The sequence below is a fragment of the Pyxidicoccus sp. MSG2 genome, from assembly GCF_026626705.1.
Taxonomy (GTDB): Bacteria; Myxococcota; Myxococcia; order Myxococcales; family Myxococcaceae; genus Myxococcus.
The window spans coordinates 8,042,604-8,066,278 of sequence record NZ_JAPNKC010000001.1; the positions used below are offsets into that span (position 1 = coordinate 8,042,604).

A 23,675-nucleotide genomic window follows, 5' to 3' on the forward strand; every position below is an offset into this window, starting at 1 on the left:
ATGTTGACGGAAGGAGGGGCCGAAGTCAAAGCCGGGACGCTCACGGGACTTCCAGGACGAAGGCCTGACTCGCCTCTGCGGGAAGTCGTGGGTCAACGCCGATGGCGGGGTCCAGCTCATTGGGCACCCGCCACGTCTGGCCGGTGGATTGGATCAGCACCAGGGTATAGCGCCCCTTGGGCAGCTCCTTGAGGGGGGCGGGCGCCGCGGCATTGCTGGCGTCCAGCGCCAGCGGCCGCACCACCACCTGCAATTCCGAAATCGGGACGGGCGTCATGCGCGGGTTGCCCTGCTCATCCGTGAGGGCGGCAAGGGGTCCATCCGGGATCAGTCCGGCGGCGAGCACCACCAGGTCCGGCTTGCCGTCCGGGGGGCTGTCCACGTGGGCGTAGTCCCATTTGCCGTCGGCGCTCAACTCCAACACGCCGTTGCGGTCCAGGTCGTTCTCCTCCAGGAGGCCGGGCCCGGCGCCATCCAGCTTGCGCACCACCACGCGCGGCCAGAGGTCCGGGATGCCATCCTTGTTGGCGTCGTCCGGCACGCCGTCGCGGTTGGCGTCCACGTAGCTGACCATGAAGGCGGGCGGGCGCTGGTCCACCACGCTGCCCTGGAAGCTCATCGGCTGCAGCCGCAGCACCTTGTTGCCGGAGCCCATCGTCCGGTCGCCCTGCACCACCTGGAAGGCGGGCCTGTCCATCGGCACCCGGGCCGAGTCAGCGAAGCTCACCGAGACGCCCGTGAGAGGCTGGGGCAGGCCGTCCGCGTCCGCCGTGACTTCCAGCGGGAGGGGCGCGCCCGTGCTGGGGTCCACCGCGGCGCCGCCCACGTCGCCCATGTTGGGCTCGCTGGTGACGCCGTACCAGGGGTTGAAGTCCGGGCGGTGGCACGGCTGTGTCGCGGCGTCGCCGCAGGTGTCCGCGTCGATGAAGCCGCGCAGCGTGTATTTTCCCGCCTGCACCAGGCTGAAGGTGAAGGGCGCGGTGAAGGGCCCGGGCTGGTTGCCACCCAGCGCAGGGCCGAAGAGCTGCTCCGCGGGGATGACGGTGAAGGCGATGGGGCGGCCCGTGCCCTGCGGCGGGGGCGGCCGGTCCGCGTGGTAGAGGAACACGATGGCGTTGCCTCGCGCGCGGGACTGCACCACGAGGTTGCCCTCGATGCGGGCGGTGTGGGTGTTCTGCCGGCCGTCCGCGGTGGGGACGATGGGCGGCGCCTCGCAGCCCAAGCCGATGACGGAGGTGAGGGCGAGGCCGCCGAGGGCCTTCGTCCAGGACAGGGTGGAGCGGCTCATGGAGTCACCGTCAGCGTCGCATAGACGCGCCGCTCGATGCGATTGCCGAAGGGGTGCTGCGAGTGCGCGCCAGCCAGGTGACTGCCCACCAGCGCCACGTCCACGGTGTCCTTCACGGCCTGGTAGCCCACTCGCGCGTTGACCACGGTGTAGGCCGTCAGGGGGTTGGACAGCAGCTCGATGCTCGTGGGGTCCGCCGCGGCCGGCTCGCGCTCAATCCAGGTGGTGGACGAGGTGAAGGCCGCGTCCACGCCGAACTCCAGGTCCGCCTTGGTGCGGTAGGTGACGCCCGCATACAGCTTGAGCTGCGGGGCCTGGCTGCACGGGCCGCACTGGGCCTTCTCCTCGCGGTCCGACGTCACGTTCTGGAAGGCGGCGCTCGCCTTGAGGCCGAGGCCGTCCACCGGGGCCATGTTGGCGCCCACCTCCACGCCGCGCGCGGTGTAGACGGCGTCCTCGTTCTGGAAGAACGAGCGGCCGAGCAGATACGAGCCGGTGCCCGCGTCGTAGGACTCACCCGCGGGCAGCCGTTGCACGGCGGACAGGCCGATGAGGTCCCTCACCGTGTTCTGGTAGAGGGCTACGTCCCAGTCCACGCCCAGCGTCGGGGCCTCGCCACGCCAGCCCAGCTCGAAGGCGGTGAGGCGCTCGGCGCGCAGGTTGGTGTTGCCGGTGGTGAGCGCGCTGGCGCCATTGACGCCCGGCACGGGCACGGGGATTCGGGTGTAGGACTCCAGGAACGTCGGCTCGCGGAAGGCGGACGCCGCGCTAGCGCGGAAGGCCTGGCCCTCGAAGGGGATGAACAGCGCGGAGATGCGCGGCGAGTGCGCCAGTCCCGGGGTGCCGTTGTCCAGCAGCGGGTGCCGGTCCACGCGGTAGCTGGCCACGAGCCGCAGGGGCTCCACCAGCCGCCACTCGTCCTGCACGAAGGCGGCGGCATGGACCTCCTTGCGCAGCGGGCCCAGGTAGTTCCAGGCCACGCGCTTGAGGCGGCCCTCCACGCCCACGTTGAGCTGGTGCTCGCCGCCCAGGTGGAAGGCGCGCGCGAAGAGCAGCTCCGCGTTGAAGAGGTTGGAGCTGATGGTCGTGCCCAGCGAGCGCTGCCCGATGGCCTCGTACTGCGGCCCCGCGTCACCGGAGATGTGGTTCCAGAACGTCTTCAGCTTGAGCGGCCCCAGCTCCACGTCGCCCTTGGCGTACGCGTTGAGGCCGTCCATGAAGTAGTTGCGGAGCAGGCCCAGCGGATAGATTTCCGTGGTGTAGCGGTGCACGCCGCCGGACAGGCCCACCTTGCGGTCGTCCGCGAAGGTGTAGATGGCGGACAGCGTGCCGCGCGCGCCGCGCATGCCGATGTCCGGGTCCGGGTCCTTCAGCTCCATGTCCGGCCGGCCGCTGGCGAAGTCGCGGCTCCACTTGTCCGCCTGCGAGTACGCCACCGCCGCGCGGTAGCTCAGCGCACCCGACTTGCCGTGGCTGAGGAACGAGCCCGCCGCGGTGTTGCCGGTGCCGCCGGTGACCGAGAAGCGCGCGCGCGGGCCGGAGCCGGGGGCCTGGGTGATGATGTTGATGACGCCCAGCATGGCGTTGGCGCCGTACAGCGCGCTGCCCGGGCCGCGGATGACCTCGATGCGCTCGATTTCCTCCAGGCCGATGGGGATGGAGGACCACAGCGTCAGGCCGAGGAAGTCCTGGTACTCGGTGCGGCCGTCCACCAGCACCAGCACCTTGTTGGCGATGCGCTGGTTGAAGCCGCGCAGGGACACGTTGGCGCTGCCCACGCCCAGCGACATGACGTCCGCGCCCGGCACGCGCCGCAGCAGGTCCGGCAGGTTGGTGGCGCCGGACAGGCGGATGTCCTCGGCGGTGATGACGGTGGTGGCGTTGGGCGCCTCCAGCGAGGACTGGGCACGGCGGCTCGCCGTCACCACGCGCTCCTCGTACGGCACCGCGCCCTCGTCCGCGGCAGCCGCGACGTCGACACCGCCCACCGGGCCCGAGGCCACGGCGATGGGGGCGGGGGCCGCGGCCGGGGCGCCGCCGGTGGGCATGGACTCGGCGCGCTCAATCGCCTTCTCCAGCCGCTCCAGGAGCACGCCCAGTTGCTGCTGCGTCTGGATGCTGGCGGGCGGCGGCGGCATGGGCAGCGCGGACTTGTCGTCCGGCGTGGTGGACGCGGTGGCGTCGCCGGTCTTCAGCTTCTGCTCGAGGACGGCGATGGTGGTGGTCACCGTCGCCGCGTCCGGCGGGTTGCTGGCGAGGTAGCGCTGGTACGCGTCCAGCGCCTCCGTCAGCCGGCCGGCGTCGTGGTACGCGCGGGCGATGTTGTAGAGGACGTTGGGGTGCGGCTTGATGGCGTAGGCGGCTTCCAGCTCGGAGATGCCCTCGTCGAACTGCTTCTGGGCAATCAGGCTCATTCCGTTGCGGAAGTGACGGCGCGCCTCCAGGCGGGCGTCCGCCAGGGCCTCTCCCGCGCAGAGACACAACGCGAGGAGGCCCGCACGTTTCAGGGCTGAGGGGGTTTTCACTGGTACGGGTCGTCCTTGTAGGGCGACGAGCCGGAACCCTTGCCGGGCTTCGTGCTCGCCTTCTTCTTGGGCTGGAGCTTCTGGAGGATGCGCGCCTCGGGGCCTTCACCCTCGGCGGTGACCTTGATGGGCTGGTAGCCCGCGAGGTTGAAGGTCAGCTCCGCGCTGGCCTTGCCGCCGTCGCCGCGGGGCACCTCGAGGTTCAGGGGCGTCTCGCCCACGTCCTTCCCACGGTACGTCACGCGCGCGCCGCTCGGCTCGCTGGCGATCAGGAACCTCACCGGCTTGACGGGGTTGAGCTCCGCCAGGGCCAGTTCCTCGTCGTCGGCGCCGAGCGTGGAGGGCACCGCTGCCGCGGCGGCCGCCGAGGGATGCGCGGCGGCGGGGGCTTCCGACGGGGGCTCCGCGAGGGCGGAGGGCGGGAGCGGCTGCGGGGTGGTGGGGCGCATCGCGATGAAGGCGGCCCCGCCAGCGCCCAGCAGCAGCGAGCCCACGAACAGGCCGATGGCCAGCGGGCGCCGGCTCGGCCTGGGCTCCTCCTCCACGGAGATGTCCAGCGCCATGGTGCTGGGGCCGGAGCCCGTGGAGCTGATGGGGCCGCTGATGGGGCCGCTGCCGGTGCCCGTCAGGCGCGAGCCGCTGAACACGCCGCTGACGCCAATGGACGAGGCCACGCGGCGCATGGCGTCCATCACCTCGTCCATGGACTGGTAGCGCTCCGCCGGCACCTTGGCGAGGCACTTCATCACCAGCGCCTCCACCTCGGCGGGCACGCCGTGGCTGGGCCAGATGGAGCCGAAGGCGGGAGGCGGCTCGTTGATGTGCTTGACGATGACGTCGATGCTCTGCGACGCGAGGAAGGGCGGGCGGCCCATCAGCATCTGATAGAGCACCACGCCCATGCTGTACACGTCGCTGCGCGGGTCGGCGACGTTGCGCGCCTGCTCCGGCGCCATGTACTGCGGCGAGCCGAGGATGATGCCGGCCTGGGTGAGCGAGGTGTCCTGTTGAAGGGCCGCGTCGCCGATGAAGGACTTCACGAGGCCGAAGTCCAGCACCTTCACCACGTCATGGTCCGTCTCCTGGTTGAGGACCATGACGTTGGCGGGCTTGAGGTCGCGGTGGATGAGGCCGACCTTGTGGGCCTCGCGCAGCGAGCGCGCCACCTGCTGGGTGATGTTGAGCGCGCGCGCCCATGGCAGCGGGCCCACCTGGGTGAGGAGCTGGCTGAGCGTCAGCCCCTCCAGGTACTCCATGGCGATGTAGTAGATGCCGTCGTCCGTCTTGCCGTAGTCGATGACGGTGACGGTGTTCGGGTGGCGCAGCTTCGCGGTGACGCTGGCTTCCAGGAAGAAGCGCTTCTGGAACCCGGGGTCCTTGCCCTCGCCATACTGCGGGTTGAGGACCTTGAGGGCGACCAGCCGGTCCAGCGGCGCCTGGATGGCCTTGTACACGCGGCCCATGCCACCGGCACCGAGAGTCTCCAGGATGCGGAAGCGCTCGTTGAGGACCCTGCCCAGCAGTGGATCTTCCAGCTCGGGCGGGGCGCCATCCGTCGGGGCGTTGCTTTCGATCATGGTTGCCCCCGCCGACCGGGAAGGCACGCGACGCTCCGGTCGAACATGCCCGGCGATGCTAGCACTGCAATCCTCCACTCCCCAAGCGACCTGCCGGGTTGGCGCAGTGCGGCAAAGGCCGAGATTCCGGCCCGGGAGGCGCAAAGTCGGGCAGCGGACACCTCGTGGGTGACGTGCACGCGGCGACGTGGCCCGGGACTGGAGCCTGCCTGCCTGTCTGCCTGCTTACGGACGCACCGGAACGGGCGCGTTAGGGTGCCCTCCATGAATGCGCGACTGTCCGAGCTGCTCTCCTCCGCGCCGCCATATCCCCGACGGGTGGTGTGCATGACGGAGGAAACGACGGAGGTGCTCTACCGTATTGGCGCGGGGGACCTGGTGGTGGGCGTGTCCGGCTTCACGGTGCGGCCGCCGGAGGCGCGCAAGAAGCCGCGGGTGTCCTCGTTCCTGGACGCGAACTTCGAGCGCATCCTCGATTTGAAGCCGGATCTGGTGCTCGGGTTCTCGGACCTGCAGGCGGACATCGGTCGCGAGCTGTGCAAGCGCGGCGTGCCCGTGTACCTGTTCAATCAGCGCTCCATCGCGGAGATATTGCAGTCGGTGCGGCTGACGGGCGCGCTGGTGGGCCGGGCGGAGGACGCGGCGCGGTTGGCGGAGGAGCTGACGGCGAACCTGGAGCGCCATGCGGAGGCCGCGGACCGGCTGCCGCGCCGGCCGCGCATCTTCTTCGAGGAGTGGCACGAGCCGCTCATCTCCAGCATCCGCTGGGTTTCCGAGCTGGTGGAGGTGGTGGGCGGCGAGGACGTGTGCCGCGAGTCGCGCGCGTCGCACGGCGCGAAGGGGCGCATCTTCGAGCCGGAGGAGGTGGCGAAGCGCAACCCGGACGCCGTCATCGCGAGCTGGTGCGGGCGCAAGGCGAAGCGGGAGAAGATTGTCTCCCGCCCGGGGTGGGCGGAGGTGACGGCGGTGGTGGAGGATCAGCTCTACGAGGTGAAGAGCAGCGTCATCCTCCAGCCGGGCCCGGCGGCGTTGTCGGACGGCGTGGCGCAGCTCGCGCGAATCGTGGCGGCGGTGGCGCGCGGCGAGAAGCTGCCGGAGCTGCGCAGGGGAGACCTGCGCGCCGCGGCGTAGCGGACGGCCCGAGGTTGTCGCTGGCGGCAGGCGTGGCACGTGCCAGGATGGGCCCGTGCCCCTCCCGTTGCTCGCCCTCCTCGCCGTGGTCTCTTCCCAGACGCCAGCGGCACCCGCGTCCTCCGACGTCGCGGCCCAGCAGGAGAACTACGAGGAGTCCCTCGTCGCCTGGGCCCTGAAGGAGCAGGACCGCGTCGCGGAGCCCGAGCCCGAGGGGAAGGTGCTGGAGGAGGTCCTCGTCTCCACCGAGGAAGTCGTCGCGGAGAGCGACCCGTACCCGGACTTCCTCAACATCTTCCACGTGCGCACCCGCGAGGAGGTGGTCCGCCGCGAGGTGCTGCTCCAGGCCGGCCAGCCGTACTCCACCGCGCTCGCGGATGAGACGGCGCGCAACCTGCGCTCGCTGCGCCTGTTCTCCGTGGTGCGGCTCGTCCCGGTGAAGGGCCGCGCGCCCGGCACGGTGGCGCTGCTCGTCGTCACCAAGGACCTCTGGTCGCTGCGGCTCAACAGCGACTTCGCCGCGGTGGGCTCGCTGCTCCAGTACCTGCGCCTGCAAGGCACGGAGCAGAACTTCCTCGGCCGGGGCAAGAAGCTGGCGGTGGACTTCACGCTGCGGCTGGACACGGTCAGCCTCGGGCAGAGCTACACGGACCCGCGCGTGCTCGGCAGCCGCTGGTCCCTCTCCGAGTCCGCGGCCCTCATCATCGGCCGCGAGAGTGGCCAGGCCGAGGGCTCTCGCGGCAGCCTCTCCGTCAGCCGGCCCCTGTACTCGTTGTCCACGCCGTGGAGCACCAGTACGTCCGTGGCGTGGAACGTGGAGACCAACCGCGTCTACCGCGGCGCGGACATCTGGCAGTTGCCGTTCCCCGACGGGCCCGCGGTGCCGTACGTCTACGAGACGGAGGAGGTGGCTGGCGGCGTCTCGTACACGCGCTCGTACGGCCTGCGCTACAAGTGGAACGTGGGCGGCACGCTCGGCGCGTACCACTACGCCTATGACCCTCCGGCCGCGTCCATGTTGAGCGACGCGCAGCTGGACTGGTTCCGCCGCAACTACCTGCCGCGCGCCGAGGACGCGGGCTATGCCTCGCTGTCCCTGCGCGCCTTCGAGGCCCGTTACGAGGTGATGCGCGACGTGGACTCGTACGCGCTCTCCGAGGACTTCCAGATAGGGCACTCGGTGTCCGCGACGGTGCGCTATGCGCCCCCCATCTTCGGCTCGGCGTCGCACTTCGCGGAGCTCGGGGTGGCCGCGCGCTACCGCCTGCGCCTGGGAGATTCCCTCACCACCGCCTCCGCCGCGGCCGCCATCCGACGGCAGTTGGGCGAGGGCGCGGAGTGGAACAACCGGCGCTGGGCCACGGAACTGGCGCAGGTGTCTCCCAAGGTGCTCGGTGGACGCTTCGTGGCGCGCGGGCTCCTGGACGTGAATATCGACGACCTGTTCGACAGGATTACGCTGCTCGGCGGTGGCAACGGGCTGCGCGGCGCGCGCGTGGACGCGTACTCCGGCAAGCGGCTGCTGCTGTTCAACGTGGAGTACCGCACCGCGCCGCTCGTCGTGCGGACGGTGCACCTGGGCGGAGTGCTCTTCTTCGACTCGGGCAGCGCCTTCGACGACAGGCCGGACATGGTGCACACGGTGGGCGTGGGCGTGCGGCTGCTGTTCCCCCAGTTCAACGTGCTGCCGTTCCGCCTGGACTTCGGCTACGTGCTCAACGACGCGCGTCCCCCCGTGGGCAGCCGCTTCTCCATCGCGGGAGGACAGCTCACCGACTTGCGGCCCGGCTTCCTGGACTCGCCGCTGTAGCCCCGGCTCACGGCGGCTCGGTGCGCAGCAACTCGCGGAACAGCACCTCCGCCACGTCGCGGAACAGCTCCCCCGAGGCCAATAGCCCGCCACAGTGGTGCGGCTCGCGCGCCAGCGTGAGCGCCACCGTCTTCTCCAGCACCGCGGTCCAGAAGGCCTCCGAGCCCTCCGGCAGGAGGAACTCGCGGATGATGGCCCTGGGCCACGGCAGCACCGTCGTCGGGTCCGCGTCGCTCAGCGACGTGAAGCAGTCCAGGTCCACGTCCAGCAATACCTGTCCCGCGCCCTCCAGCACGTCCCGCACCGCGTCACCCGGGGCCGGGTGGTTCCACGCCTCCGCCGCGCGGTCCACCGTGGGCACCACCACCAGCCGGTGCGCGCGCCCCCGCGTGTCCACGTACGTCTCCCCGGCGAATGCGCCGCGAGGCCGGGCCCGCGCAATCAACAGCGCATCCCCCACCAGCCCCGCCTCCATCGCCGCGAGCAGGTGGTCGTAGTTGCGCACGTCCAGGGCGTACCGCGCGTGTTCGTCCAGCGCCCGCGTCCCCGCGGAGCGGTCCGGCACCGCCTCCGGGTGCTTCGGCACCACCGTGTCCAGGTGCCGGTCCAACGACACCAGCAGCGCGGGCGGCCCGGACTCCCCCAGCGCGAAGGACCAGGAGGGCAGGGCGAGCCGGTGCGGGTCGAAGACGTACGCGTCCGTCGGCCCCCGCCCGCCGCCCAGCCCCAGCCGGATGACCCCGGCCAGCCGCAGGTGCCGCAGGGCGTCGTCTTCTGTCTCCATGACCTCGGGAATCCTCTCGCCCGGCAGGCGTTTGTGCGGGCCGCGTGGCCGCCAAGTGTAGGCTTCCCCGCACCTTTCCGTGAAAGGAGACCCGCCCCCCGCGGGTATTCGACCAAGCATGCGCCAGGCCCTCACCGCAGCGCTCTTCCTCGCGAGCCTCCCCGTCGTCGCCCAGGAGCAGAAGCCCCTACCCGTCATGTCCCAGCCCCAGCGCAAGTCAGACCCGTTCCTGCGCCAGTACTCGGAGACGCGCCGCTTCATGAGCGGCCGCCCCGTGGGTGTGAAGATTGCCCCCGACGAGAAGTCGGTCCTCTTCCTGCGCACCTCGCCCACGTCCAACGTGCAGATGCTCTACGCGTTCGACGTGGAGTCCGGGCAGGCGAAGGAATTGCTCACCCCCGAGGCCATCCTCAAGGGCGCCGAGGAGACGCTCACCCCCGAGGAGAAGGCCCGCCGCGAGCGCATGCGCGTCAGCGCCCGGGGCTTCACCGGCTATCAAATCTCCGAGGACGGCACCCGCCTGCTGGTGCCCCTGTCCGGCCGCCTCTACGTGGTGGAGCGCGCCAGCGGCAAGGTGACGGAGCTCAAGACGGGCGCCGGCACGTTGGACCCGAAGTTCTCTCCGGACGGCAAGCAGGTGGGCTACGTGCGCGAGCACGACGTCTACCGCATCGACATCGCCGCCAATAAGGAGCAGCGCGTCACCACCGGCGGCACCGAAGCGAAGACGCACGGCCTGGCCGAGTTCGTCGCCCAGGAGGAGATGAGCCGCTTCTCCGGATACTGGTGGAGCCCGGACGCGAAGTCGCTCGCCTACACCGAGTCCGATACCTCCGAGGTGGAGAAGCTCACCATCGTCGACGTCATGCACCCCGAGCGCGGCGGCGAGGACTTCGCGTACCCGCGTCCCGGCAAGGCCAACGCCAAGGTGCGCCTGGGCGTCGTCCCCGTCACGGGTGGGAAGACGACGTGGGTGAGCTGGGATGCGACGAAGTACCCGTACCTCGCCACCGTCACCTGGCCCAAGGGCGGACAGCTCACCATCCTGGTGCAGAACCGCAACCAGACGGAGGAGCAGCTGCTCGCGGTGGACCCGCGCACCGGCAAGACGACCGAGCTGCTGGTGGAGAAGGACAACGCCTGGGTGAACCTGGAGCAGGACTTCCCGCTGTGGCTGGAGGATGGCAGCGGCTTCCTCTGGTACACCGAGCGCAACGGCGGTCCCGAGGTGGAGCTGCGCAAGGCGGACGGCTCGCCGGACAAGAGCCTGGTGAAGCCGGACGCGGGCTTCCGCTCCCTGGCGCGCTTCGTCCAGAAGGACCGCACGCTCTACTTCAACGGCGGCGCCAACCCCACCGAGAGCTACCTGTGGCGCGTGAAGGACGGCGGCACTCCGGAGAAGGTGTCCAGCGGCGCCACCGGCCCGGGCACCGAGGGCGGCACCGTCTCCAAGAACGGCGGGCTGCTGATGCTCAACGCCTCGGGCCCGAAGTCGATGCCGAAGACGCTGGTGCTGCGCGCGGACGGCACCCGCGTGGGCGAGCTGCCCGAAATCGGCCAGGAGCCGCCCTTCACGCCGAACATCGAGGTGCGCCAGGTGGGCCCGAAGAAGTTCTGGGCCTCCATCGTCCGCCCGCGTGACTTCAAGAAGGGCCAGAAGCTGCCCGTCATCGTCGAGGTGTACGGCGGCCCCACCACCACCGTCGTCCACCAGAACATGGGCGCCCACCTGATGGCGCAGTGGATGGCGGACCAGGGCTTCCTCGTCGTGAAGTTCGACGGGCGCGGCACCCCGCTGCGCGGCGCCGCCTGGGAGCGCGAGGTGAAGTACGACTTCGCCACCGTCACCATCGAAGACCAGGCCGCCGCGATTCAGGAGCTGGCGAAGGAGGTGCCGGAAATCGATATCAACCGCGTGGGCATCGAAGGCTGGAGCTTCGGCGGCTACATGTCCGCGCTCGCCGTCCTCAAGCGCCCGGACGTCTTCAAGGCCGCGGTGGCCGGCGCCCCGGTGGTGGACTGGCTCGACTACGACACGCACTACACCGAGCGCTACCTCGGCGTGCCCCAGGAGCACCCCGAGGCATACGAGAAGAGCTCGCTGCTCACCTACGCGAAGCAGGACAAGCCCATTGGCAAGCTGCTGCTCATCCACGGGACCGCGGATGACAACGTGTACTTCTTCCACACGCTGAAGCTGTCGGACGCGCTCTTCCGCGCCGGCAAGCAGCACGACCTGCTGCCCCTGAGCGGCCTGACGCACATGGTGCCCGACCCCGTCGTCACCGAGCGCCAGTGGGAGCGCGTCATGGACCACTTCAAGCGCAACCTGTAGCCCGCGCTGCCCGGCTCGGTCCGCGCTGCCCGCGCGGCCCGCCCGAGGGCCCATGCCGCAAAGCAAGAGGCCCGGTCCCTGGAAAGGGGGCCGGGCCTCTGTTTCATCTGCCAGTCCGGAAGGAGTGGCTGACGGACGCGTTACCCCGCGGCGCGGACGTTCTGCGCCTGCAGGCCCTTGGGGCCGCGGGTGACCTCGAACTCCACCTTCTGGCCCTCGGCCAGGGTGCGGAAGCCATCCATGTTGATGGCCGAGTGGTGGCAGAACACATCCTCACCCCCGCCGTCCTGGGTGATGAAGCCGAAGCCCTTCGCGTCGTTGAACCACTTCACGGTACCGGTTGCCATTGCACTTCCTCAGTCTTGCGGGGCGGTGTGGGGAGAGCCGCCCGTTCTTCCCGCCCCCCGACTACCGGGAGACACTCCGAGTTGTAGTGAAACGGCCGGCTGGAAGTCCAGCCGGCCGCCCGGAATGCCCGAGTTGCCAAGAACCCGGGGCTCATATTCAGCATGTCTCGCGCAGGTTTGGGCGCGGTGAAGCCGCGTCGCGTCAGACGTCGAGCAGCAGCCGCTCGGGGTCCTCGATGCACTCCTTCACGCGCACGAGGAACTGCACGGCCTCGCGGCCGTCGACCAGGCGGTGGTCGTACGTGAGGGCCACGAACATGATGGGGCGGATGACAATCTGGCCGTCGCGCACCACGGGGCGGTCGACGATGTTGTGCATGCCCAGGATGCCCGTCTGCGGCGGGTTGAGGATGGGCGTGGACAGCATGGAGCCGAAGATGCCGCCGTTGGTAATCGTGAAGGTGCCGCCCTGCAGGTCCGCCAGACCCAGCTTGTCGTTGCGGGCGCGGGTGCCGAGCTCGCCGACAGTCTTCTCCAGGTCCGCCAGGCCCAGCTTGTCCGCGTTGCGCACCACCGGCACCACGAGGCCGCGGCTGCCGCTCACCGCCACGCCGATGTCGTAGTAGTGCTTGAAGATGACGTCCTCGCCGTCGATCTCCGCGTTGATTTGCGGGAAGGCCTTGAGGGCCTCGACGGACGCGCGGATGAAGAAGCTCATGAAGCCGAGCTTCACGCCGTGCTTCGCCTGGAACTTGTCGTTGTACTTCTTGCGCAGGGCCATCACCTCGCCCATGTCCACCTCGTTGAAGGTGGTGAGCATGGCGGCGGTGGACTGCGCCTGGATGAGGCGCTCGGCCACGCGCTTGCGCAGCGGCGTCATGCGCACGCGCTCCTCGCGCGCGGCGTTGGGGCGGGGGCCGGAGGGCACGGCGGGCGCCTGCACGGGGGCGGGGGCGGCCGGACGGCTGATTTGACCGAGCACGTCCTCCTTGGTGATGCGGCCACCGGCGCCGCTGCCCTTCACCTGGGTGAGGTCGACCTGGTTCTCCTCGGCCACCTTGCGCGCGGTGGGCGTCATGCGCGCGTCCACCGACGCCCCGGCGGGAGCGGGCGCCGGGGCGGGCGCGGCGGCGGCCGCGGGCTTCGCGGCCGAGGCGCCGGCACCGGCCTCGATGAGGCCCAGCACCTCGCCCACGCGGACCTTGTCGCCCTCCTTGAAGGAGATGCTGGACAGGGCGCCGGCGGTGGGAGCGGGCACGTCGATGGTGACCTTGTCCGTCTCCAGCACGACGAGAGGCTCGTCGGCGGAGACCGCGTCACCCATCTTCTTGTTCCACTTTCCGACGACGGCCTCGGTGATGGACTCGCCCAGCGGGGGCACTTTCAGTTCAACGGCCATTCTTGGTCCCTCGGAAGATGGCTTCTTCGATGATGAGCTGTTGCTCGTATTCGTGAGTCTTGGGGAAGCCGGTGGCGGGGCTGGCGGCCTCCGCACGCCCGATGTAGCCGATCTTCACCGGCTGCTGCGAGCGCGCGGACGCCAGGTCGTGCAGACGGGGGAACATGAAGTGCCAGCCGCCCGCGTTGCGCGGCTCCTCCTGCACCCACAGGAGCTCCGCGAGCTTCGGCATCTTCGCGACGAGGCCTGCCAGCTCGTCGTAGGGGAACGGGTAGAGCTGCTCCAGCCGGACGATGGCGATGCTGTCGTCCTTGCGCTCGTCCCGGGCCTTCACCAGGTCGTAGTACACCTTGCCGCTGCACAGGAGCAGCCGCGTCACGCCCGCGGGCGCCACCTTGTCCAGGATGACTTCCTGGAAGGTGCCCGTGGCCAGCTCTTCAATCTTGCTGGTGGCCTCGGGGCGGCGCAGCAGGCTCTTGGGCGACATGATGACCAGCGGCTTGCGCACGGGGCGCACCACCTGGCGGCGCAGCAGGTGGAAGATCTGCGCGGGCGTGGTGGGGTAGCAGACCTGGATGTTGTCCTCGGCGCACAGGTCCAGGAAGCGCTCCAGGCGCGCGCTGGAGTGCTCCGGGCCCTGGCCCTCGTAGCCGTGTGGCAGGAGCAACGTGATTCCGCTGAGCCGGCGCCACTTGCTCTCCGCCGCGGCGATGAACTGGTCGATGATGATCTGCGTGCCGTTGGCGAAGTCGCCGAACTGGGCCTCCCACGCCGTCAGGCCGTCCGGCACGTCCAGGCTGTAGCCGTACTCGAAGCCCAACACGCCCATCTCCGACAGCGGGCTGTTGTGGATGTGGAAGGCGCCCTTGCCGGTGACGAACTGGCGCAGCGGCGTGTACTTCTCGCCCGTCTGCACGTCGTGGAGCACCGCGTGGCGGTGGCTGAAGGTGCCGCGCTCGGCGTCCTGGCCGGTGATGCGGATGCTGTAGCCCTGCGCGAGCAGGGTGGCGTAGGCCAGCGACTCGCCCTCGCTCCACTGCAAATCTCCGCTGTCCAGCATGCCCAGGCGCTTCTTGATGACGGTGCGCTCCACGTCGCGGTGGACGTTGAAGCCCTCCGGCAGCGTGGAGAGCTTCTTCAGCGCATCACACAGCGTCTGCTTGTCCACCGCCGTGGACACCTGCGGGGCGCTCTTCAGCGCGCCACCCTGGTACGGCTTCCACAGGCCCTCGAGCGCGTTGGGCTCCTTGAACTGGCTCTCCTGGCGCGCGCGGGTGAGCGCCGCGTCGAACTCCTGCTGGCAGCGCTGCTTGATGGCCTCGGACTCCTCCGCGGAGATGCGGCCCTTCTCCGCCAGCGCGGCGGCGTAGAGCGTGCGCACCGTCGGGTGCTTGCGGATGATGTCGTACATCGCCGGCTGGGTGAACGAGGGCTCGTCGCCCTCGTTGTGGCCGTAGCGGCGGTAGCAGATGAGGTCGATGACGATGTCGCTCTTGAAGGTCTGCCGGTACTCGGCCATCAGCCGCGCCACGTGGACGCAGGCCTCCGGGTCGTCCCCATTCACGTGGAAGATGGGGATGTCCAGCATCTGCGCAATCGCCGTCGCGTAGATGGAAGAGCGCGAGTCGTGCGGGTCGGTGGTGAAGCCGACCTGGTTGTTGATGACGATGTGGACCGTGCCGCCGGTGGTGTAGCCCTTGAGGCCGGACAGGTTGAGCGTCTCCGGCACCACGCCCTGGCCCATGAAGGCGGCGTCGCCGTGGATGAGCAGGGGCATGACGCCGGTGCGCTCGGTGTCACCGCCGCGGTCCTGCTTGGCGCGCACGCGGCCCTCCACCACCGGGTCCACCGCCTCCAGGTGGCTGGGGTTGAAGGCCAGCGACAGGTGCACCGGGCGGCCCTGGCGCGTCGTGCGGTCCGAGGAGAAGCCCATGTGGTACTTCACGTCGCCGCGGCCGAGGTAGGCCTTGGGGTCCTTCGGGCCGTCGAACTCGCTGAAGATCTGATCCGGCTTCTTGCCCAGGATGTTCGTCAGCACGTTGAGGCGGCCGCGGTGGGCCATGCCGATGACGACCTCCTTGAGGCCCATCGCCGTGCCCACCTCGGTGATGGCGTCCAGCATGGGGATGAGCGACTCACCGCCGTCGAGGCTGAAGCGCTTGGCGCCCACGTACTTGGTGTGGAGGAAGTGCTCGAAGCCTTCCGCGTAGGCGAGCTGGGTGAGGATGTGGCGCTGGTCCTCCACCGAGAAGTCCGTGCGGTTCTCGCTGTGCTCCATGCGCTGCATCAGCCAGCGGCGCCGGCCGCTGTCGAGCATCTGCATGAACTCCACGCCGATGCCGCCGGTGTACGTGCGGTGCAGCCGTCCGAGCAGGTCGCCCAGGCGCACGCGCTGCTCGGGGAAGACGTTGTTGCACTCGACGAGCTGCTCGCGCTCGCGGGCGGAGAAGTGGCCGTCGTCCACCATGCCCACGTCGGCCACGTGCTCCAGCGGCGGGCGGGGGCGGTCCAGCGGGTCCAGCTTCGCGCGCAGGTGGCCGCGCAGGCGGAAGGCCGTAATCGTCTGGTCCACCTTCGCCTGCAGCCCGAGGATGTCCTGGGTGGGGGCGGGCGCGGCGGCGACGGGCGCCTGCGCCACGGCCTGCGTCAGTGCGGCGGTGGCCTTGCCATTCGCCTTGCCAGGGGCGGGGGCCACGGGGGCCGCGGCCGCCTCCAGCAGCTTCGTGCTGAAGATGGGTCTGCCGGCGCCATCATTGCGCTCGAACACCTCGCGCCAGCTGGCATCCACGCTGGCGGGGTCTTCGAGGTAGCGGGCGTAGAGCCCTTCGATGAAGTCGATGTTGGCGCCGGAAAGGAACGTGTCCTGGAAATTCGCCATGGCGGTGTCGTCTTTTACTGGAAGGGCGCCCCGTTGGGGGTTTTTCGCGGCATCTTTGTTGAGCCTCCGAGGCTGCCCGGACGCTGGTCCGCTCAGTGGGAAGCAGGTGGATTCATGCGCCACGTGAGCGCAGCTTCAACTTGGCGGGCCCCGTCCCTCGGGAGCAGCGTCCGTTACCTGCGCATCCGTTCCGTCCCCGGGCAGGGTCGTCCGCCCCGCCCCGCCCACCGGCGGGGATGGGGTGGTTCCCGGGTTTCGTCCCGCTCCACCCGTCAGGAGTGGTAGGAAGCGCGTTTCCTCCCTTCCTACCGACGAGGCCGCCTTTCATGCTGCTCCAAGGCAAGAAGCTGCTCATCACCGGGGTGCTGACGCCCCAGTCCCTCGCCTACGGCATCGCCGAGCATGCGCTCGCGCAGGGTGCGGACATCCTCCTCACCGGCTTCGGCCGCGCGAAGTCGCTCACCGACCGCAGCGCGAAGCGCCTCAAGCCCGGCCTCGAGGTGCTGGAGCTGGACGTCACCAACCCCGCCCACTTCACCGCGCTCACCGAGTCGCTGCGCCAGCGGTGGGACCGGGTGGACGGCGTGCTCCACTCCATCGCCTACGCTCCCGAGGACGCGCTCGGCGGCAACTTCCTCAACACCCCCTGGGAGAGCGTGCAGACGGCCTTCCGCATCTCCGCCTTCTCCCTGAAGGAGCTGGCGGTGGCCTGCCTGCCCCTGATGACGAAGGGCGGCTCCATCGTCACGCTCGACTTCGACAACCGCATGGCCTGGCCCATCTACGACTGGATGGGCGTGTGCAAGGCGGCGCTGGAGTCCACGGTGCGCTACCTCGCGCGCGATCTGGGCCCCAAGGGCATCCGCGTCAACGCGCTGGCGGCCGGGCCCCTGGCCACCATCGCCGCGAAGGGCATCCCCGGCTTCAAGGCCCTGGAGCAGGGCTGGGGCAAGCAGGCGCCGCTGGGCTGGAGCGCCAAGGACAGCCACGACATGGTGGCCCGCACCGCCTGCGCCCTCCTTTCCGACTGGCTGCCTTCCACTACGGGCGAAATGGTGCATGTGGACGGTGGCTACCACGCGGTAGGCGCGCCGCCGGTGGAGCTGGAGGATGCGGCCGCCGAGTTCCCGACGAACGCCTCCAAGCCGGCGGCCGAGTAGCGGTTTTCCCTCGCATGCGAGGACCCCGGGAATTGTCCCGGGGTCATCTGGCACCTGCCCGCTCGGTACCATGGCGGGCCCGGGGTGCCGCTTTCTCCCGTGAGAGCGCTCACGGTAGAGTCCTGAACAGACGCAGGGGCTTCCCGCAAAGCGCGGGCCTGCGGAGGAGCCGCATCACAGTGACCACCCACAGCACCAACGTCTTGCTGGTGGACGACAGCCCGACGGTCCGCAACATCGTCAAGATCTACCTGATGAACCTCAAGGTCTCGACCGTGGAGGCCGACGATGCGACCCGCGCGCTGCAGATTCTCCGGCTCGTCCCGGTGAGCCTGGTCATCGCGGACATCAACATGCCCGGCATGGACGGCATCACCTTCGTGAAGGAGGTGCGCGCCAGCCAGATGCCCCAGGTCCGCTCGGTTCCCATCCTGCTGCTGACGGCGGAGAAGAACGCGGACCTGCGCCAGAAGGGCACCGAGGCCGGCGCCAACGCCTTCATCCAGAAGCCGGTGTCCCACCACGAATTGACGGAGACCGTCCGTCAGTTCCTCTCGAAGGCCTGATGCCGTGAGCCTGCCGTCCCTGCTGCTCGTCGACGACAGCGACGCGATTCTCGCGCTGGAGCGCGCCATCCTCTCCGGCCACTACACCATCCACACGGCCAGCAATGGCCGTGAGGCGCTGGAGAAGGTGGGCCGGCTGCATCCGGAGGCGGTGCTGCTGGACCTGTCCATGCCGGAGATGGACGGCGACGAGGTGCTCCAGCGGATGAAGGCGGACCCGTCCACCTCGGACATCCCCGTCATCATCATCTCCTCGGAGAAGTCGCGCGCGGAGGCGTGTCTGGGACTGGGCGCGGAGGCCTTCCTCGCCAAGCCTTTCCGCGCGGACGAGCTGCTGCACACCGTGGGCGAGTCGATGGCCAGCGCGCGGCGCCGGGCCCGCACGGGCTCGGTGCTGGTGCTGCGCGTGACGGTGGGTGATCTGGAGTTCGCCGTTCCCCTGGAGTCCGTGCGCGAGGTGCTGCTGCACCCGGCGACGCGGCCGCTGCCCACGGGCCCGGCCTACCTGCGCGAGTACGTCGAGGTGCGGGGCCACGCGCTCTGCGTGCTGGACGTGGCGCGCCGCCTGGGCGTGGAGCACAAGCTGGCGCGCGTGGAGCGCATGCTGGTGGTCATCGAGGTGGACGGCGTGGCGCTGGCGCTGGCGGTGGACACGGTGAAGGACCCCGAGGAGTACTCCGCCGCGGACGTGGAGCGGCGCGAGCGCGTGGGCGGGGCCGACCATGGCCCGCTGCGCGAGGGGCTCATCGGCATGCTGCGCTCCGCCGGGCGCGCGCTGCCCATCCTGGACCCGAAGGTCTTCATCGCCCGCGGTCTCTTGCGCGATCTGCCCACGATGTTGGAGGCCGCGGAGGCCAGGCGGAGCGCATGAGCGGCGAGCTCGACCCGCGGCTGCTCACCCGCGCGCGGGAGGTGGTGGCCGCCATCACCGGCTTCCGCGACGACGCCATCGCCACCGAGGCGATGGAGCGCGTCATGCGGGCGGAGCTCACGCGTGGGCGCTCTGCTGGAGATCTGCTCGGAGAATTGCTGCACCCGGTGTCCTCGCTGTCCAGCACGCTGGCGCGCGCGGTGCTGGTGGGCGAGACGTACTTCTTCCGCCAGCCGGAGCACTTCCGCTTCATCGCCCAGGAGGGCGTGCCCGGGGCGCTGCGCCGGGGCGCGCTGGCCCTGCGCGCCTGGAGCGCGGGCTGCGCCACCGGCGAGGAGGCCTACTCGCTGGCCGCGTGCCTGCAGGCGTCGCTGCCACACGGCTTCCCGGTGGAGGTGCTGGGCACGGACCTGCAGGAGTCCAGCCTGGAGACGGCCCGCCGCGCCACCTACGGTTCCTGGTCCCGCCGCGAGTCCGCGCCGCGCCTCTTCCCCCTCTACGTGGAGACGGGGGAGCGCGAGGTCACCATCCTTCCCGTCGTCCGCCGCGTCACCACCTTCGCCCAGGCCAACCTGCTGGCACCCCTGCCAGAGCGGCTCGGCCGCTTCGACTTCATCCTCTGCCGCAACGTGCTCACCTACTTCACACCGGCCGCGCGTGACGCGGCGATTACCCTCCTGTCGCGCACGCTCAACCCGGGCGGGCTGCTCTTCCTGGGCGCCGTCGAGGCGGACCGCGTCCCCAAGGGCATGATGCGCGAGGGCCCGCCGGAGCTGCAGGCCTTCCGCCTCCTCGCCCCCGGCGAGCCCTCCTCGCCGTCCTCGCGCACGCGCGTCGCCGAGAGCGCGCGGGCGCCCGTGCAGGCCCGGCGTCCGGAGTCGGCTCCGGCCGCCGCGCCCGCCCGCGCCGCCGCCGTGCCGCCGCCCGCGCCCTCGCGGCTCCACCTGAATGCGCTGGAGCGCATCGAGGAGGGAGACGAGGTGGGGGCCACCGCCGTGCTGGAGGCGCTGGTCCGCCAGGCGCCGGACTACCTGCCGGGGCTGCTGGAGCTGGCCCTGCTTCGCGAGCGCTCCGGGGCGCGCGAAGCGGCCGTGCCGCTGATGCGGACCCTGCGCACCCGCGCCGAGCGCCTCCCGCCCGACCAATTGGTGGACGGGCCCGAGGCCCTGCCGGCGCGCTTCTACCAGGCGTCCGCTGACGCCTACCTCAATCAGGGGACGCTGGAATGAAGGTCACCCCGCGGACGATGGAAGAGGCCCAGGAGACGGAGGCGCGCGAGCTGCTCGAGCGGCGCGCATCCCGCCTCCGCGAGCAGGGCGAGACGGCCGTCGAGGAGGCCGTCCACTGGATTGCCGAGTTCCCCCTGGGCGAGGAGCGCTACGCGCTTTCCCTGGAGACGCTGCGCGCCGCGCTGCCCTTGAAGATGGTGACGCCGGTGCCGCTGTCGGCCCCGCACGTCGTCGGCGTGCTGCGCTTCCAGGGGCAGGTGCTGGCCGCGCTCAGCCTGGCGTCGCTCCTGGGCGGCCACGGCTGGCGGCAGGACCCCGCCGTGCTGCTGGTGGTGGACCGTGGAGACGGCGAGCTGTGCGCGCTGGACTGCGAGGCCATTCCGCGCCCCACCACGCTGCCCATGAGCGCGGTGGAGGCCGCGCGCGTGCGCGCCGAAGGGGCGGTGATGGAGGTCTTCACCCAGGACCGCCAGCTCATCCACCTGATTGACCTGAAGCGCCTGTTCGCCACGCGCGGGACGGGAGGACGTCATGCCCGTTGATCCGCTGCTGCAAGGACTCGTCGCCGGCTTCGCCGTGGAGGCCCAGGAGGTCGTCCAGAAGGTCACCATGGACCTGCTGGAGCTGGAGCGCGACGGTCTGGAGACGGACGCGCTCTCCAAGCTCTACGTGCGGCTGGGCCGCCACCTGCACACGCTGAAGGGCAGCGCCTCGTCGCTGGGCATGCAGGACCTGGGCGACATCGCCCACAAGCTGGAGGACGCGCTCGCCCCGCTGAAGGCCAACCCGCAGAAGATGCCCCGGCCGGTGGTGGACATCCTCCTGCACGGCCTGGACCTCTTCATGCTGCGCGCCCAGGCCCACGCGGACGGGCGCGGGGACGCGCTGCCGGACCCGGCGGCGGCCCTGGCCCAGCTCGTGGCGGAAGCGCCGCCTCCGGAAGCAGCGGCGGCCATGGGGGCGCCCGGCTCCCTGAAGATGTCCGTGTCCGCCGCGCAGGTGGAGGTGGAGTCACCCGCCCCGGGCGCGGCGGCCGAGTCCGCCCCGGTGATGCCAGAGCTGGTGCCCGAGTCGGCGGACGCGGGCTGGCGCGTGTCGGCGCGGCAGGTGACGGCGCTGATGCGCGAGGTGGAGCGCCTGCGCGAGGTGCGGCTGCGCTTCGAGGAGCGCGGCCGCGAGCTGGACCGCGTGGTGACGCTGCTGGCGAAGCAGGGCCTGCTGGCGGAGACGGCGGAGGCGCGCTCGCAGCTGTCGGGCACGTCGCGCTCGCTGCGCACCGACGGCGAGGAGACGGGCGACATCGTCGAGGCGCTGGAAGAGGGCCTCAAGGCCATCACCACCCGCCCGGTGCGCACCATCCTGGACCCGCTGCAGCGCATGGTGCGCGACCTGTCGCGCCAGCTGGGCAAGGAGGCGCGGCTGTCGGTGGTGGGCTCGGAGCTGTCGCTGGACCGGCGCCTCCTGGAGAAGCTGCAAGGGGCGTTGGTGCACCTGCTGCGCAACGCGGTGGACCACGGCCTGGAGCTGCCGGCCCAGCGCGAGCGCGCGGGCAAGCACCACGAGGGCGCCCTGACGATGCGCATCGAGCAGCAGGGCAACCTGCTCTACCTCGAGTGCGCGGACGACGGCGCGGGCATCGACGTGGAGCGCGTGAAGAAGGTGGCGGAGTCTCGCGGCGTCGTCACCGCCGATGAGACGGCGCGGCTCAATGAGAATCAGGTGCGAGACCTCATCTTCCGCCCCGGCTTCAGCACGCGCACGGACGTGACGGACACCTCCGGACGCGGCGTGGGGCTGGACGCGGTGCGCGCCTCGGTGGAGGGCCTGCAGGGGCGGATTGAAGTGGCCAGCACGCCGGGCCAGGGCACGCGCTTCATGCTCACCCTGCCGGTGGACCTGGGCAGCTCCCCGGTGCTGGTGGTGCGCGCCACGGAGACGCTGGTGGGCCTGCCCATGCTCGCGGTGGAGGCCACGCAGCTGGCCCGCGCGGATTCGCTCCGCCTGGGCAAGCGCCGCGCCCACATGGAATATCAGGGGCAGCTGTTGCCGGTGGTGGACCTGGGGGCGCGGCTGGGACTGCGCGCCCTGGCGCCGCCCACGGAAGGACAGCCGCTGCTCATCGTCCAGAGCGGTGGCAAGCGCGTGGCGCTCGCGGTGGACGCGGTGGTGGGAGACAGGGACCTGGTCATCCGCCCGCTGCCCTCCGAGGTGCGGGACGTGCCCGCCTGGCAGGGCGCGGCCACGCTCAGCCGCGGCGAGCTCCTGCTCATCTGCCGCCCGGACTGGCTGGTGACGGACACCTCGCAGGCGCAGGTGGTGGCGCAGCGGCGGGCGCTGGTGGTGGATGACTCGCTCACCGCGCGCGCGCTGCACCGGGCCATGCTGGAGGCCGGCGGCTTCACGGTGCACCTGGCCGCCAGCGGCGCCCGGGCGCTGGACCGGCTGGCGACGGACACGTACGACGTCGTCATCTGCGACCTGGACATGGAGGAGATGGACGGCGTGCAGCTCATCGCGAAACTGCGCGAGCGCAAGGAGACGGCGACGCTGCCCGTCATCCTTGTCTCCGCGCATGACAGCGCCGCGGCCCGCGAGCGCGGCCTGGCGGCGGGTGCGGACGGCTACCTCAGCAAGCGCGAGTGCGCCGCGGGCCGCCTGCTGGCGGAAGTCCTCGACGTGATGAGCCGCAGGGGGAACCGGGCGTGACGGCCAAGCGGTCCATCCGCGTCCTGGTGGTGGATGACTCCCCCACCATGGCCAACACGCTGACCGCGCTCCTCACCGAGGAGCCGCGGATTGAGGTCGTGGGCCGTGCCGGTGACGGCAATCGCGCCGTGCAGCTCGCGAAGCTGCTGCGTCCCGACGTCATCACCATGGACCTGCTGCTGCCGGGGCTGGATGGCCCGGCGGCCATCGCCGCCATCATGTCCGCGGCGCCCGCGCGCATCCTCGTGGTGAGCGCGGTGGCCGAGGAGCGCGGCGTGGACCTGGGCTTCCAGGCGATGAGCGCTGGCGCGCTGGAGCTCATCGGCAAGCCCAACGTCTCCAATGGCGAGGAGCTGCGCAAGTGGGGCCGGGACCTGGCCCACTCGGTGTGCCTGATGGCGGAGGTGCCCGTCATCTCTCGCCGCCCGCGCACCGGCGTGACGCCGCCACCGCCCACGGGCGCGCGGGTGGACGTCTTCGGCATCGTCGCCTCCACCGGCGGCCCGCCCGCGCTGGCGGACCTGCTGGCCAAGCTGCCCAAGGACTTCCCCGTCCCCCTGCTGATTGCCCAGCACATCACCGTGGGCTTCACCCAGGGCATGGTGCGCTGGCTGTCCCAGGTGACGCCCCTGCCGGTGGCCATCGCCAAGGAAGGCGAGCGGCTGGAGCCGGGCCGCGTGTACTTCCCGCTGGACGGGCATGACCTGCTGGTGGACGCGGCCGGCCTGGCGCGGCTGCAGCGCAGCAAGGGCGGCCCATGCCCCAACGGCGACGTGCTGCTGGCGTCGCTGGCCTCCGTCTTCGGCCGGCGCAGCGGCGGTGTGGTGCTCACCGGCATGGGCGAGGACGGCGCGCGGGGCCTGCTGGCCATCCGCAACGCTGGCGGCGTCACCTTCTCCCAGGACGAGGCCACGTCCGTCGTCTTCGGCATGCCTCGCGCCGCGATTGAACTGAAGGCCACGGACCAGGGCGTGCCCCTGGCCTCCATGCCCGAGCTCATCCTCCAGAGTTGCTCGCTGCCCGGCTTCCGCGGGGGGCCCTCCCGATGAGCCCCTCTTCCTACTTCTCC

The 23,675-nt window shown here is 70.7% G+C and carries 17 protein-coding genes; 10 read left to right on the plus strand and 7 right to left on the minus strand.

The genetic code is table 11. The features are described 5' to 3' along the window. Positions 1 to 40: 40 nt before the first annotated feature. The 3 genes from OV427_RS31595 to OV427_RS31605 are packed head-to-tail and all read right to left on the minus strand — an operon-like array spanning position 41 to position 5,390. Complete coding sequence (locus OV427_RS31595) at positions 41 to 1,288, minus strand: hypothetical protein (protein WP_267859923.1); 1,248 nt, start codon at positions 1,286 to 1,288, stop codon at positions 41 to 43. After that, on the minus strand, positions 1,285 to 3,813 hold the full coding sequence (locus OV427_RS31600) for a TonB-dependent receptor domain-containing protein (RefSeq protein WP_267859924.1): 2,529 nt from the start codon (positions 3,811 to 3,813) through the stop codon (positions 1,285 to 1,287). The genes OV427_RS31595 and OV427_RS31600 overlap by 4 nt, the downstream gene beginning before the upstream one ends. Continuing rightward, positions 3,810 to 5,390 (minus strand): serine/threonine protein kinase, encoded by a 1,581-nt coding sequence (locus OV427_RS31605; protein ID WP_267859925.1) that lies wholly within the window; start codon positions 5,388 to 5,390, stop codon positions 3,810 to 3,812. Before OV427_RS31605 ends, OV427_RS31600 begins: the two co-directional genes overlap by 4 nt. A gap of 264 nt (positions 5,391 to 5,654) precedes the next feature. On the opposite strand from OV427_RS31605, the gene OV427_RS31610 reads away from it, so the two are divergent. Together OV427_RS31610 and OV427_RS31615 are read left to right on the plus strand one after the other, a co-directional pair. Beyond that, positions 5,655 to 6,521: a cobalamin-binding protein gene (locus OV427_RS31610; protein WP_267859926.1), complete on the plus strand. Its 867-nt coding sequence runs from the start codon at positions 5,655 to 5,657 to the stop codon at positions 6,519 to 6,521. A gap of 55 nt (positions 6,522 to 6,576) precedes the next feature. Then, entirely contained in the window at positions 6,577 to 8,331 is a 1,755-nt protein-coding gene (locus OV427_RS31615) for a BamA/TamA family outer membrane protein (RefSeq protein WP_267859927.1), read from the plus strand. 7 nt (positions 8,332 to 8,338) lie between these two features. Here the strand turns inward: OV427_RS31615 and OV427_RS31620 are convergent, their stop codons facing one another. Further along, positions 8,339 to 9,115 (minus strand): hypothetical protein, encoded by a 777-nt coding sequence (locus OV427_RS31620; RefSeq protein WP_267859928.1) that lies wholly within the window; start codon positions 9,113 to 9,115, stop codon positions 8,339 to 8,341. A gap of 118 nt (positions 9,116 to 9,233) precedes the next feature. Between OV427_RS31620 and OV427_RS31625 the strand changes: the two genes are divergently transcribed. Beyond that, positions 9,234 to 11,450 carry a S9 family peptidase gene (locus tag OV427_RS31625; RefSeq protein WP_267859929.1) on the plus strand — a complete coding sequence of 739 codons (2,217 nt, stop codon included), beginning with the start codon at positions 9,234 to 9,236 and terminating at the stop codon, positions 11,448 to 11,450. A 140-nt stretch (positions 11,451 to 11,590) separates the two neighbouring features. Here OV427_RS31625 and OV427_RS31630 read toward each other — a convergent pair whose 3' ends face one another. The 3 genes from OV427_RS31630 to OV427_RS31640 form a co-directional block, all read right to left on the minus strand. Next, positions 11,591 to 11,797 (minus strand): cold-shock protein, encoded by a 207-nt coding sequence (locus OV427_RS31630; protein ID WP_120526528.1) that lies wholly within the window; start codon positions 11,795 to 11,797, stop codon positions 11,591 to 11,593. Between the two features lie 202 nt (positions 11,798 to 11,999). Further along, complete coding sequence (odhB, locus tag OV427_RS31635) at positions 12,000 to 13,196, minus strand: 2-oxoglutarate dehydrogenase complex dihydrolipoyllysine-residue succinyltransferase (protein WP_267859930.1); 1,197 nt, start codon at positions 13,194 to 13,196, stop codon at positions 12,000 to 12,002. Continuing rightward, the gene (locus OV427_RS31640; RefSeq protein WP_267859931.1) at positions 13,186 to 16,074 is read right to left on the minus strand and encodes a 2-oxoglutarate dehydrogenase E1 component; all 2,889 of its coding nucleotides are present in this window, start codon (positions 16,072 to 16,074) and stop codon (positions 13,186 to 13,188) included. Before OV427_RS31640 ends, odhB begins: the two co-directional genes overlap by 11 nt. A 326-nt stretch (positions 16,075 to 16,400) precedes the next feature. Between OV427_RS31640 and fabI the strand changes: the two genes are divergently transcribed. The 7 genes from fabI (at position 16,401) to OV427_RS31675 (ending at position 23,655) form a co-directional block, all read left to right on the plus strand. Beyond that, positions 16,401 to 17,234 (plus strand): enoyl-ACP reductase FabI, encoded by an 834-nt coding sequence (gene fabI, locus OV427_RS31645; protein WP_267859932.1) that lies wholly within the window; start codon positions 16,401 to 16,403, stop codon positions 17,232 to 17,234. A gap of 179 nt (positions 17,235 to 17,413) precedes the next feature. Then, on the plus strand, positions 17,414 to 17,800 hold the full coding sequence (locus tag OV427_RS31650) for a response regulator (protein WP_163998002.1): 387 nt from the start codon (positions 17,414 to 17,416) through the stop codon (positions 17,798 to 17,800). Between the two features lie 4 nt (positions 17,801 to 17,804). Then, the gene (locus tag OV427_RS31655; RefSeq protein WP_267859933.1) at positions 17,805 to 18,671 is read left to right on the plus strand and encodes a response regulator; all 867 of its coding nucleotides are present in this window, start codon (positions 17,805 to 17,807) and stop codon (positions 18,669 to 18,671) included. Continuing rightward, positions 18,668 to 19,900 carry a CheR family methyltransferase gene (locus OV427_RS31660; RefSeq protein WP_267859934.1) on the plus strand — a complete coding sequence of 411 codons (1,233 nt, stop codon included), beginning with the start codon at positions 18,668 to 18,670 and terminating at the stop codon, positions 19,898 to 19,900. The genes OV427_RS31655 and OV427_RS31660 overlap by 4 nt, the downstream gene beginning before the upstream one ends. Then, positions 19,897 to 20,442, plus strand: coding sequence for a chemotaxis protein CheW (locus OV427_RS31665; protein WP_267859935.1), 546 nt, complete (start codon positions 19,897 to 19,899; stop codon positions 20,440 to 20,442). Before OV427_RS31660 ends, OV427_RS31665 begins: the two co-directional genes overlap by 4 nt. Then, positions 20,432 to 22,606 carry a hybrid sensor histidine kinase/response regulator gene (locus OV427_RS31670; protein WP_267859936.1) on the plus strand — a complete coding sequence of 725 codons (2,175 nt, stop codon included), beginning with the start codon at positions 20,432 to 20,434 and terminating at the stop codon, positions 22,604 to 22,606. The genes OV427_RS31665 and OV427_RS31670 overlap by 11 nt, the downstream gene beginning before the upstream one ends. Further along, entirely contained in the window at positions 22,603 to 23,655 is a 1,053-nt protein-coding gene (locus OV427_RS31675) for a chemotaxis protein CheB (protein WP_267859937.1), read from the plus strand. Before OV427_RS31670 ends, OV427_RS31675 begins: the two co-directional genes overlap by 4 nt. The last annotated feature ends 20 nt before the right edge of the window (positions 23,656 to 23,675 follow it).